This is a genomic window from Pseudomonas sp. AL03 (genome assembly GCF_029960815.1).
Classification (GTDB): Bacteria; Pseudomonadota; Gammaproteobacteria; order Pseudomonadales; family Pseudomonadaceae; genus Aquipseudomonas.
This window is the reverse complement of record NZ_JASBRE010000006.1, coordinates 85,661-97,812: the sequence shown is the minus strand read 5'-3', so window position 1 is coordinate 97,812 and position 12,152 is coordinate 85,661. Positions and strand designations below refer to the sequence as shown.

Sequence of the window (12,152 nt, the reverse complement as noted above, 5' to 3'; positions counted from 1 at the left end):
AAAATACCCACCTCAGTGCAAAAAAGTCCGCCGGAAACGCCCGTTCTAGAGCGCTTCGGCGGAACAATCAATTCCGTTGATTATTACCATTGCGTTTATGAACTTTTATATCGACTTATCGAGAGTAGCATTGCCCTCGTACCCACTTTACCGCCCTCCTACGGAGCACCTGATCATGAAACGCCAATTACTGCTTAGCCTTACACTCTCAATGCTGGCCAGCACTGCTTTTGCCCTGCCGGCTGCTGACCAGGCTACCCCACAAGTCAAATCCACCCACTCAGTGTTCAGCCAAACCGTCGCCGAAGGTGGCAATGATCGCTTGAAAGAAAAAGGCCTGATCACCCAAGATGGTTCTGACCGCACGCCACAAGGCCAAACCCTGGCGGCTGACGGTTCCGACCGCACCCCACAAGGTCAAACCCTGGCGGCTGACGGTTCCGACCGCACCCCACAAGGTCAAACCCTGGCCGCTGACGGTTCCGACCGCACCCCACAAGGCCAAACCCTGGCCGCTGACGGTTCCGACCGCACCCCACAAGGTCAGACTCTGGCTGAAGGTGGTGGTGACCGTGTCATCGAACGCAACAGCGGTTTGAGCTAAGCCCAATGGTGGCCCTGAAAAAAAGCCCAATCCCCGGATTGGGCTTTTGACGTTATAGATGCCTCACTTCCTCGCTTGGTCCCCCGATAGTCGTTCGACGCAGGCAAAGCCGATTTGCTAGAGTGCGCCGCTGTCTTATCCAGAAAACACTCTTGCGATGCTGCCCCGCGCCGAACAGAAACAACAGACCCGCAACGCCCTGATGGACGCTGCCCGCCACTTGATGGAATGCGGCCGAGGATTCGGCAGCCTGAGCCTGCGCGAAGTCGCCAGAACCGCCGGGATCGTACCCACCGGTTTCTACCGGCATTTCGCCGACATGGATGAACTGGGCCTGGTACTGGTGAGTGAAGTCGGTCAGACCTTCCGCGAAACCATTCGCCTGGTGCGCCACAACGAATTCGTCATGGGCGGCATCATCGACGCCTCGGTGCGGATCTTTCTCGACGTGGTCACGGCCAATCGCTCGCAGTTCCTGTTCCTCGCCCGCGAGCAGTACGGTGGTTCGCTGCCAGTGCGGTTGGCCATCGGCCGTTTGCGCGAAGATATCAGCTCGGACCTGGCGGCCGACTTGTCGTTGATGCCGAAACTGCAACACCTGGACATCGCCGGCCTCAGCGTCATGGCCGATCTGATTGTTAAAAGCGTGTTCGCGACCTTGCCCGACATCATTGATCCACCGGCGCAGGCATTGCCTGAGCATTTGACGCCGCAGGCGAAAATCACTCAGCAGTTGCGCTTCATCTTTATCGGGTTGAAGCATTGGCAGGGCCTCGGCAGCACCGAGTAAGCCAATCAAAAGATGATGATCGTTCCCACGCTCCGCGTGGTAACGCCTCAATGGACGCTCTGCGTCCGCTCCGGTATGTGACGCGGAGCGTCACTGGCTGCATTCCCACGCAGAGCGTGGGAACGATCTTGAAACCCTAGCCTCAACTTGGTGCAGCCGAAAAAGGTACGCACCAAATTCATCCAAATCGCCGCAGCGTCCTGAAGCACTTGCCGAGCTCCGACGGCTATTTCCTACGCATCAGCCGGTTGGCAAGCCCCTTGCTCTAGCCTAAACATTGTCCATTGCTGGAAGCTTTCCGATGCTGGTGATTCATCGCAGAATCGACCCTCAACCCGTCTGGGCCGCCGAGTTGCACCTGATCTTCGAAGCCCGGAGCAAAAGTCGTTTGCGCTGTTTCAGTGCCGAGGGTGAAGACGTCGGGTTGTTTTTGGAGCGCGGTCAGCCACCGCTGTACGACGGCGAGTGCCTGCAAGCCGAAGACGGGCGCATCGTTCGCGTCTGCGCCCGAGCCGAACAACTGCTGCACGTCACCTGCGCCAATGCTTTGGAACTGACTCGCGCGGCCTATCACCTCGGCAACCGCCACGTCGCCCTGCAAGTCGGTGATGGCTGGTTGCGCCTGCTCGACGACTACGTGCTCAAGGCCATGCTCGAACAGCTTGATGCCAAGGTCGAAAACATCGAAGCGCCGTTCCAGCCGGAACATGGCGCCTATGGCGGCGGCCATCACCATTCGCGCCACGGCGATGAAGACTTCAACTACCCGCCGAAACTGCACCAGTTCGGCGTACGTATATGAACCCAGCCTGGGCGCTGTTGCGTCTGGCCAGCCCACAGCTGCCGATTGGCGGCTACAGCTATTCCCAGGGCCTGGAAATGGCGGTGGATAACGGCCGCGTCAGCGATTCCGACAGCGCGCGACGCTGGATCAGCGATCAGTTGCTGTTGAACCTGGCACGCTTCGACGCGCCACTGCTGCTCGCTCATTGCGTGGCCGCAGCCGAGGAAAACTGGGGCGAATTGCTGCAACGCTGCGAAGAACATCGCGCCAGCCGGGAAACCCGCGAGCTGCATCAGGAGAGTCGGCAGATGGGCTATTCCTTGAAACAACTGCTCAATGGTTTGCCGGAGCTTGATGCGCCGGCCCGTGCCTTTCTTGAACAACGCCCCGAGCCGCACCTGGCCCTCGGCTGGGCACTGGCCGCTCGCGCCTGGACGATCAGCCCGCAGGACGCGCTGGCGGCGTGGCTCTGGAGTTGGCTGGAAAACCAACTGGCGGTGCTGATGAAAACCCTGCCGCTGGGCCAGCAAGCCGCTCAACGCCTGACCAGCGAACTGCTGCCGCTGCTGCAAGAAGCTCAGCAGAACGCCACCCGAATCAATCCCGAACACTATGGCAGCGCCGCTTTCGGCCTGTCCCTGGCGTGCATGGCCCATGAGCGCCAGTACAGCCGTCTGTTCCGTTCCTAGGGCCTTTTATTTTGGAGAATCACATGAACACACAACCTCTGCGCATCGGTATCGGCGGCCCGGTCGGTTCCGGCAAAACCGCTCTGACGTTGGCCCTGTGCCTGGCGCTGCGCGACCGCTACAACCTGGCGGTGGTCACCAATGACATCTACACCCGCGAAGACGCCGACTTTCTAGTGCGCAACGAAGCCTTGGCGCCGGAGCGAATCATCGGTGTGGAAACCGGCGGCTGCCCGCACACGGCGATTCGCGAAGACGCCTCGATCAACCTCGAAGCCGTGGATCAACTGAACCGCCGCTTTCCGGGACTGGACCTGATCCTCGTGGAGTCCGGTGGAGACAACCTGTCGGCGACCTTCAGCCCGGAACTGTCCGACCTGACTATTTACGTGATCGACGTCTCGGCCGGCGACAAGCTGCCGCGCAAGGGTGGGCCGGGCATCTGCAAATCGGATCTGCTGGTGATCAATAAAGTCGACCTCGCGCCGCTGGTGGGTGCGTCGCTGGCGTTGATGGACAGCGACACCCAACGCATGCGCAACGGCAAGCCATTCGTTTTCAGCAACCAGAAGACCGGCCTCGGCCTGGAAGAAATCATCACCTTCATCGAACGCCAGGGCCTGCTGACAGCGGCGTGAATACGATCAACTTTTATCAACAAGGACGCTTATCCATGACACTTAAACGCATTCTGGGCGCCATGGCCCTGCTGCTGACCCCGGCCATCGCTTTCGCCCACCCGGGGCACGGCGACAACGGTTTGATCGCCGGCATCAGCCACCCGATCGGTGGCCTTGATCACTTGCTGGCGATGGTTGCGGTCGGTTTGTGGGCCGCGCAGCAGAAAGGCGCTGCACGCTGGGCGCTGCCATGTACGTTCGTCGGCATCATGCTGACCGGCGGGTTGCTGGGGTTTGAAGGGTTGAACCTGCCGGCGCTGGAGAGTGGGATTGCGGCGTCGGTGCTGGCGCTGGGTCTGGCGGTGGCGTTGGCAGTGCGTCCGCCGTTGAGCCTCGCGGTTGCGGCGACGGCGTTGTTTGCGCTGTTCCACGGCGTGGCCCATGGTTTGGAATTGCCGGACATGTCTAGCCCCTGGGCGTACGCCGCAGGGTTTGTGGCGGCGACAGCTGCGTTGCATGGGTTGGGTTACGCCGTAGTGCGAATGTTGCCTCAAGCGGCGGCGCCGTTGGTTCGACTGGCGGGTGCAGCTTCGGCGGCGACTGGCGCGTGGTTGCTGGCGGGCTGATTTTCTTTTCAGTCAGTTATGGCCCCTTCGCGGGCAAGGGCTAGGCGCCCCCCCCTGCTCCTACGGTTTGGTGATGTCCATGTAGGAGCGAAGCTTGCTCGCGAAGGCGGCCTGACAGACACCGCGTCTCTCCGGCCGGCCTCTCTGCTAACATGTCGCGCAATTAACCCTGCCGTGACGACGCCAGCCAATGCCGCCTGTTTCCCGCTCCGCTTCCCAGCCTGAATTGACCGCTCTGTTTGCCTCGGTGCAACAGCACTTTTTGGACGTGATCGTGCCGCTCTGGCAAGGCCCCGGATGGAATGCCGACATGGCGCTGCCCTATGAAGCGCTGGACGCCGAGCATCAACCGTTGCCCCCCCAACGCTACCGGGCCATGGCCTGCGCGCGGCAGCTCTACCTGTTTTCCAGCCTGATCGGCCAGGTACCCGCCGCCGAAGAGCGCGCCGCAGCGCTGTTCCGTTCCTTGCAGCAGCATTTCCATGATGCCGAGCATGGCGGCTGGTTCTACAGCATCGACCCACAGGGCGCGCCGCTGGATCAGCGCAAAGACCTCTATACCCACGCTTTCATCCTGTTCGCCTGCGCCCATTACTGGGACAAAGTCCGCGAGCCGCTGGTGGAGTCGGCGCTCAACGCCGCACTGGAAGTGATCGCACAGCGCTTTGCCACAGGCGACGGCCTGTACGAAGCCAGCCTCGACCGTGACGGGTCCTCGCTCAAGTCTGGGCCGTTGCAAAATCCTCTGATGCATTTGGCCGAAGCCTTCCTCGCCACGCTGTCGGTGCGAGAAGACGTCGCCGTGCAAGACGCGCTCGTCGAGTTATGCACAGCCCTGCAGAAGCGTTTTATCGACCCGCAACACGGTGTGTTGATGGAGAAACCGCTGGGTGCTGTGGATAACTGGTTTGAACCGGGGCATCAGTTTGAGTGGTATTTCCTGCTGGAATCTTCGCCGTTGCTGCGCGGTTCGGCGCTGCATGCCTCACTGGAACGCGCCTTTGCGTTCACCGAGCAACTGGGCGTCGATCCACAGACAGGTGCTGTGCGGGCGATGCTCGATCTGGATGGCCGTTCCAAGGACGGCACCCAAAGAATCTGGGCTCAAGCCGAGTACCTGCGGGCACTGACCTTGCGACCGGACAGCGAGGCCGCTGTTCTGCGCCAATTGCAGGCGTTGCAGCAACATTCTCTGCATGCCGGGGGCTGGTATGAGTGTCGTGACGAGAACGGTGACGTGACCCGTCGGGACATGCCATCGACCACGCCTTATCACTTGGCAACCTGCTATCGCGGGCTGGTCGACTATCTTCGCTGACCGAGAAATCTCCTTCGCGGGCAAGCCTCGCTCCTACAGAATCACCGTGGACATGTAGGAGCGTGGCTTGCCCGCGATGGCCGTTACGCGGTCTTAAGCCTTGGCATCACGCTCAATCGCAAACCCGCTCCACGTCTGGCTCACCGGCATCAGTTCCAGGCTGTTGATGTTGATGTGCGCCGGGGCATTGAGCACCCAGAAAATGGTGTCGGCGATGTCTTGCGGCTGAATCGGCTCGGCACCGGCGTAGGTGGCGTTGTAACGTTCCTGATCACCGGCGAAACGCACCAGCGAGAACTCGCTTTCGCACAGGCCCGGCTCGATATTGCTGACCCGCACGCCCGTACCTTGCAGGTCGCAGCGCAGGTTCAGGGAGAACTGTTTGACGAACGCTTTGCTCGCGCCATACACGTGGCTGCCCGGGTACGGGTAGTTGCCGGCGATGGAGCCAAGGTTGACGATGCCGGCGCCGCGACCGTGAGCGATCAGGCGTGGCAACAACAGACGAGTGCTGTACATCAGGCCTTTGATGTTGGTGTCGACCATGGTGTCCCAATCGTCGAGGTCGCACTTCGGCGCCGGGTCAACGCCCAGGGCCAGGCCGGCGTTGTTGATCAGCCCGCGCAGCTTGGCGAAGGACGGCGGCAGGTTGGCAATCGCCTCCTCCATGGCCTTGCGATCACGCACGTCGAGCACCAGGCCATGGACCTCGGTCTGCTTCGACAACTCGGCGCACAGCGCATTGAGGCGCTCTTCACGACGGCCGGTCAGCACCAGTTTCCAGCCAGCCTCGGCAAAACGACGGGCGCAGGCTTCACCAAAACCGGAGGTCGCGCCGGTAATAAACAGGGTGTTGGACATCGTGTTCTCCTTGCTTCGGCTGATCGGCAGCCACTGGAATAGAAAATCAGCAGGCAGCATGCCCGGCCTTGCCCACAGCGGCAACCACTGTAGTAGCTGTACAAAAAACGATCAAACCTTGCCACACCTTACACACCGTGGCTTTCAGCTATGTGCGCGCACCTTATCCACAGGCCGGTCCACAGTTTCCGGGGGCCAGTGGAAAAGCTGTAAGCCGCAGTGCACAAGGCTTTGCAGGCAAATTGGAAATTTTTTTGCTTGACCCTGGAACGCCGCCTGTGTTGCCCATGGCATTTTGCACGATTGGCGGCCCCACCGACGATGGCGCCAAGCCAGTGACTACGGCCTTCAGCCGAGTCCTTCCAGAGTTTAACCACAGACTTATCCACAGGTAGCTCCCGCACATTTCAGCCTACTTTCGTCACCAACAAAAAGGTTGACAAAGCCCGCTCAAGGTCCCGCAAAAACGCCTGATCAAAAAACAACCACAACTCTGCAAGCCACGGTTTAAAAGGCTTTCAGCCAGCTACTCCCACGTTATTCACAGCCAGCTCCACAGCAAACGGGGACAAGTCAAAACCGTGACAAAACAACTATTTGCAGCGGCTTTATGTCGCGCTTTGAGAGCTTGTGAATATTGTTTTCCACAATTTCAAAAAACCTTTACGACCGGCATAAAAAAACGCCCTGACGTGGATTCGTCAGGGCGTTTTTTATGCGCTCAGCAGTTTAGTGGCCGCCGAGATAAGCGTTACGCACTTCCTCGTTAACCAGCAGTTCCTTGCCGGTGCCAGTGAGGCGGATCTCGCCGTTGACCATCACATACGCCCGGTCCGACAGTTTGAGGGCGTGGTTGGCATTCTGCTCCACCAGAAAGATGGTCATGCCGGTACTCGCCAGTTCCCGCAGGGTCGCGAAGATCTGTTTCACCACAATCGGTGCCAGCCCCAGGCTCGGCTCATCGAGTAACAGCAATTTGGGCCGGCTCATCAGCGCACGGGCAATGGCGAGCATTTGCTGTTCGCCGCCGGACATGGTCATGGCCCGCTGGGTACGCCGTTCTTTGAGCCGCGGAAACAGCTCGAACATGCGCTGCATGTCCTCGGTGGCGTACTTGTCACCGATAGGGATGGTACCCATCAACAGGTTTTCCTCGACGGTCATGTCGGGGAATACCCGCCGGCCTTCCGGCGATTGAGCGATACCGTGGGAGGCGATGTAGTGGGACGACTTATGGGTGATATCCACACCCTGATAAATGATCTGCCCGTCCGCCGCCCGAGGCTGGCCGAAAATCGACATCAGCAGGGTAGATTTGCCGGCACCGTTGGAGCCGATCAGGCTGACGGTTTCGCCTTCGTTGATGTGCAGCGAGACTTTCTTCAGGGCCTGGATCGGCCCGTAAAACACGTCCAGCTCCTTGAGTTCGAGGATGGGTTGGCTCATAGCACCACTTCCTCTTCGTCGGCGCCCAGGTAGGCCGCAATCACCTTCGGATCGTGGCGTATTTCGTCGGGGCCGCCCTCGGCGATGACGATGCCGTGGTCCAGCACAACGATGTGGTCGGAAATGCTCATTACCATGCCCATGTCGTGTTCGATCAGCACCACGGTCAGATCGTGCTCGTCGCGCAGCAGCCGGATCATCGCGCTCAGCGCTTCGGTTTCCTGAGGATTGAGGCCGGCGGCCGGTTCGTCGAGGCAAATGATCTGCGGCCGGGTGCACATCGCCCGGGCGATTTCCAGACGGCGCTGTTGGCCGTAGGACAGTTCACCGGCCAGACGGTTGGCGCAGTCCACCAGGTCCACGACTTCCAGCCAGTAGAAAGCGTGGTCCAGCGCATCGCTTTCGGCCTTGCGGTAGCCCTTGGTGTTGAGGATACCGGCCAGCAGGTTGCGGTTGACCCACATGTGTTGGGCCACCAGCAGGTTTTCCAGCACCGACATTTCCTTGAACAGGCGAATGTTCTGGAACGTCCGCGCCAGCCCGGCGCGGTTCACCAGATGGGTGCCGCCGAACATTTTGTAGCGGAGCCGGGTGATGAAGCTTTTCGGTGAAACGAAATCGATCGGCTTGAACGATTCGCCCAGCAGTTGGATGACGTTGGTCTGCTCGCCCCGCACATTGAGTTCGATCTTGCCGCCGGAGGCCTTGTAGAACCCGGTCAGGCAGTTGAACACGGTGGTCTTGCCGGCGCCGTTGGGGCCGATCAGGGCGAAGATCGAGTTGCGATGCACCTTCAGGCTGACATCGCTCAACGCCTTGATGCCGCCGAAGTGCATCATCAGCTTCTCTACCGAGAGTACGACTTCGCTCATGGCGCTACTCCTTTACGCGGTGTCACACCGGTACGGCTGATCCGAATCAGGCCGCGCGGTCGCCAGATCATCATCAACACCATCAGGATGCCGAACAACAGCACGCGATATTCAGCGAAGCCGCGCAGCAGTTCCGGAGCGACGGTCAGCACGAATGCCGCAATCACCACGCCGATGGTCGAGCCCATGCCGCCGAGTACAACGATGGCGAGAATCAGGGCCGATTCGAAAAAAGTGAACGAGGTCGGGTTGACGAAGCCTTGATAGGTGGCGAAGAACACACCGGCCAGACCGGCAGTCGATGCTCCAATGGTAAATGCCGAGAGCTTGACCAGAACGTGGTTAAGGCCCATGGAGCGGCAAGCGATTTCGTCTTCACGCAAGGCTTCCCAGGCGCGACCGACCGGCATGCGGGTCAAACGGTGCTTGACGTACAGCACGGCCAGCACCACCAGGAACAACACCGCGTAGATGAAGAAGTACTTCACGTCCGGGTTATAGGCGATGCCGAAAAACTCATGAAACGGCACCCCGCCCTCTTTAGCCCTTTTGCCGAACTCGAGGCCGAAGAAGGTCGGCAAAGGAGCCGCCATACCATTCGGGCCACCGGTCAGGGACAGCCAGTTATTGAGGATCAACCGGATGATTTCACCGAAGCCCAGGGTCACGATTGCCAGGTAGTCACCGTGCAGGCGCAACACCGGAAAACCGAGAATGCAGCCGGCAAGGCCAGCGATGATCGCCGCCAGCGGCAGCACCGTCCAGAAGCCCAAGCCAAGGTATTGGTAACCGAGCGCCAACCCATAAGCACCGATGGCGTAGAACGCCACGTAACCCAGGTCGAGCAGGCCGGCCAGACCGACCACGATGTTCAGTCCCAGGCCCAGCAGCACGTAGATCAGCCCGAGGATGACCACGCCCAGCAGGTAGGAGTTGGAGAAAAACGGGAACACCACGGCTACGACGATCAACACCGGAATGATCCAGCGCAACCGGGATTTGTGGTCAGGCGGCAATACATGCACCCCGGAACCGGTGCTTTCAAAGCCTTCGAGAATTCTCAGGCCCTTGGGGGTTTGCAGGAACAGGCTCAGGGCGAAGCGGCCCGCCATGACGATGGCGACAATCGCCGCCACACGGGTCGTTTCCAGGTTGAAGCCATAGCCATCGAGGACCACGCCGACAATCGGGCCGAACACAATCAGGGCGACAAGGCCGGCAAGAATCGCGTCAACCAGGCTTCTTTTGAGATCAATGGTTTTTTTAGTGGTTGAAGACATCGCTTACACCTTCGACACAAGAGGACGGCCGAGCAGGCCTTGGGGCCGAAAGACCAGAACGAGAACGAGCAGCGAGAAGCTGAAAACGTCTTTGTAGTCCGAGTTCACCAGACCTGAGAACAACGACTCGGAAATCCCGAGAATGATCCCGCCGAGCATCGCACCGGGTAGCGAGCCAATCCCGCCGAGTACCGCTGCGGTGAACGCTTTGATCCCGATGATGAAGCCGGCGTAGAAGTCGAATGTGCCGTAGTTCATGGTGATCAGCACGCCGGCCAGCGCCGCCATCGCGGCACCGATGATGAACACGTAGGAAATCACCCGATCGGTGTTGATCCCCAGGATCGAGGCCATCTTGCGGTCTTGCTGGGTCGCACGGCACATACGGCCGAGCTTGGTGTACTTGATGACGTAGGTCAGCAGGGCCATCCCGGCAAACGCTGCGATCAGAATGAAGATCTTGGTGTAGGTGAGCTGCACGAAGCCGGTCCCGACTTCAACTCGCCATGCACCGGTCAGCAGTGTGGGAACCCCTTGTTGCTTCGCGCCTTGGGCGATCTGTGCATAGTTTTGCAGGATCAGCGAAATGCCGATGGCGCTGATCAGCGGTGCCAGTCGGGTGGAGTTACGCAGGGGTTTATAGGCAACCCGTTCGATGACCCAGCCATACACCGCCGTGACGATGATGGTAAAGATCAGTGTGCCAAGCATCAGCAGAGGGAAGGATTCAATACCGAAGTATGCCAGCAGAGCCAGACTGATCGCCGCTAGGTAAGCAGAGATCATGTAAACCTCGCCATGGGCGAAGTTGATCATGCCGATGATGCCATAGACCATTGTGTAGCCGATGGCGATCAGGCCATAGACCGACCCGAGGGTCAGGCCGTTGACCAGTTGCTGCAGGAAAATACCATCCATAACGCAATCTCACGCATTTGAGAGACTGCACAGAAGCCGGGTACGACGGACCGGGGTTCAGCCGCCGGCGTAACACGGTTGTGTGCAGCTCTACGAGAAAAGACAGGTACTGCACGGACATGTTGTTTGATTGCCCGGCGCACAAGGCGCCCGGCAATCAGCTGTTCATATCACTTCTGTTTTTCCAGTTGGTGGTATTTGCCATCCTTGTCCCACTGGTAAACCACGTAGTCGGAGACTTTCAGGTCGCCCTTGGAATCCCAGGCCTTCTCGCCCATCACGGTTTTGACCGTGTTGGCTTTCAGCCATTTGGCAGCTTCTTCGCCTTTGTTGGACTTGGCGCCATTGAAGGCAGCTGCCAGGGTCTGAACCGAAGCGTAGGCGTACAGGGTGTAGCCTTCAGGCTCGGTACCGGCTTTACGGAACGCGTCAACCACGGTCTTGCTGTCTGGCAGCATGCGCGGGTCAGCGCCGAAGGTCATCAGTACGCCGTCGACGAATTGCGGGCCACCCGCGGTGGTCACCAGTTCGTCGGTCACGATGCCGTCATCGGACATGAACTTGACGTCTTTGAGGCCTTGCTCACGCAGTTGGCGAACCAGAGGACCGGCTTCCGGGTGCAGACCGCCGAAGTAGACGACGTCGGCGCCAGCGCCGCGAATTTTGGTCACGATGGTGCTGAAGTCTTTTTCGCCACGGGTCAGGCCTTCGTACAGCACCGGCTTCACGCCGCGTTTTTCCAGCTGGGCCTTGGTCGCGTCCGCCAGGCCTTGGCCGTAGGTGTCCTTGTCATGCAGGACGACGACTTTCTTGCCCTTGAGCACGTCGACGATGTAGTCACCGGCCACGATGCCTTGCTGGTCGTCACGCCCGCACATACGGAACATGGCACTCAGGCCGCGCTCGGTAACCGCAGGGTTGGTGGAACCCGGAGTGATCGCGATAATGCCCGCTTCGTCGTAGATCTCCGAAGCCGGGATCGTCGAGGAGGAGCAGAAGTGACCGACTACGCCAGCGACTTTCTGGTTGGTCAGGTCCTTGGCGACCGTCACAGCCTGTTTCGGTTCGCAGGCGTCATCGCCCTTGACCAGTACGATTTTTTCCCCGTTCACGCCGCCCGCGGCGTTGACCGCATCGGCCGCAGCCTGTGCACCCTTCATGTACTGCTCGCCAAATGCCGCGTTGGCGCCTGTCATCGGCCCCGCCACACCGATTTTCACTTCAGCCTGTGCAAACGCAGACACACCCAACGCAGTTGCCACTGCGAGGGCCAAAAAGCCTTTCTTGTAAAACGTCTGGGACATGAGGTGGTGCTCCAAGGTTTTTTTTTAGTTGGCACTGCGA

At 59.6% G+C, this 12,152-nt stretch carries 13 protein-coding genes; 7 read left to right on the top strand and 6 right to left on the bottom strand.

Features of this window, described 5'->3' with window-relative positions:
- The first annotated feature begins 175 nt into the window (after positions 1-175).
- From QK293_RS08465 to QK293_RS08435, 7 genes are all read left to right on the top strand, one after another.
- Entirely contained in the window at positions 176-604 is a 429-nt protein-coding gene (locus QK293_RS08465) for a hypothetical protein (protein WP_282376729.1), read from the top strand.
- Between the two features lie 157 nt (positions 605-761).
- A complete protein-coding gene (locus QK293_RS08460) occupies positions 762-1,394 on the top strand; it encodes a TetR family transcriptional regulator (RefSeq protein ID WP_046044801.1) in 633 nt (210 codons plus the stop codon).
- A gap of 301 nt (positions 1,395-1,695) precedes the next feature.
- Complete coding sequence (ureE, locus tag QK293_RS08455) at positions 1,696-2,196, top strand: urease accessory protein UreE (protein ID WP_282376727.1); 501 nt, start codon at positions 1,696-1,698, stop codon at positions 2,194-2,196.
- Entirely contained in the window at positions 2,193-2,867 is a 675-nt protein-coding gene (locus QK293_RS08450; RefSeq protein WP_282376726.1) for an urease accessory protein UreF, read from the top strand. Before ureE ends, QK293_RS08450 begins: the two co-directional genes overlap by 4 nt.
- Before the next feature lie 23 nt (positions 2,868-2,890).
- Positions 2,891-3,505, top strand: coding sequence for an urease accessory protein UreG (gene ureG / locus QK293_RS08445; protein ID WP_282376725.1), 615 nt, complete (start codon positions 2,891-2,893; stop codon positions 3,503-3,505).
- Positions 3,506-3,540: 35 nt separating this feature from the next.
- Entirely contained in the window at positions 3,541-4,113 is a 573-nt protein-coding gene (locus QK293_RS08440) for a HupE/UreJ family protein (protein ID WP_282376724.1), read from the top strand.
- A 190-nt stretch (positions 4,114-4,303) separates the two neighbouring features.
- Complete coding sequence (locus QK293_RS08435) at positions 4,304-5,431, top strand: AGE family epimerase/isomerase (protein ID WP_282376723.1); 1,128 nt, start codon at positions 4,304-4,306, stop codon at positions 5,429-5,431.
- A 93-nt stretch (positions 5,432-5,524) separates the two neighbouring features.
- Here QK293_RS08435 and QK293_RS08430 read toward each other — a convergent pair whose 3' ends face one another.
- The 6 genes from QK293_RS08430 to QK293_RS08405 form a co-directional block, all read right to left on the bottom strand.
- Positions 5,525-6,292, bottom strand: coding sequence for an SDR family oxidoreductase (locus QK293_RS08430; RefSeq protein WP_282376722.1), 768 nt, complete (start codon positions 6,290-6,292; stop codon positions 5,525-5,527).
- Positions 6,293-7,021: 729 nt separating this feature from the next.
- Positions 7,022-7,738 (bottom strand): ABC transporter ATP-binding protein, encoded by a 717-nt coding sequence (locus QK293_RS08425; RefSeq protein ID WP_282376721.1) that lies wholly within the window; start codon positions 7,736-7,738, stop codon positions 7,022-7,024.
- Complete coding sequence (locus tag QK293_RS08420; protein ID WP_282376720.1) at positions 7,735-8,610, bottom strand: ATP-binding cassette domain-containing protein; 876 nt, start codon at positions 8,608-8,610, stop codon at positions 7,735-7,737. Before QK293_RS08420 ends, QK293_RS08425 begins: the two co-directional genes overlap by 4 nt.
- The gene (gene livM / locus QK293_RS08415; RefSeq protein WP_282376719.1) at positions 8,607-9,890 is read right to left on the bottom strand and encodes a high-affinity branched-chain amino acid ABC transporter permease LivM; all 1,284 of its coding nucleotides are present in this window, start codon (positions 9,888-9,890) and stop codon (positions 8,607-8,609) included. The genes QK293_RS08420 and livM overlap by 4 nt, the downstream gene beginning before the upstream one ends.
- Positions 9,891-9,893: 3 nt before the next feature.
- Entirely contained in the window at positions 9,894-10,808 is a 915-nt protein-coding gene (locus QK293_RS08410; protein WP_282376718.1) for a branched-chain amino acid ABC transporter permease LivH, read from the bottom strand.
- A 170-nt stretch (positions 10,809-10,978) separates the two neighbouring features.
- A complete protein-coding gene (locus tag QK293_RS08405) occupies positions 10,979-12,112 on the bottom strand; it encodes an ABC transporter substrate-binding protein (protein WP_282376717.1) in 1,134 nt (377 codons plus the stop codon).
- Between the last annotated feature and the right edge of the window lie 40 nt (positions 12,113-12,152).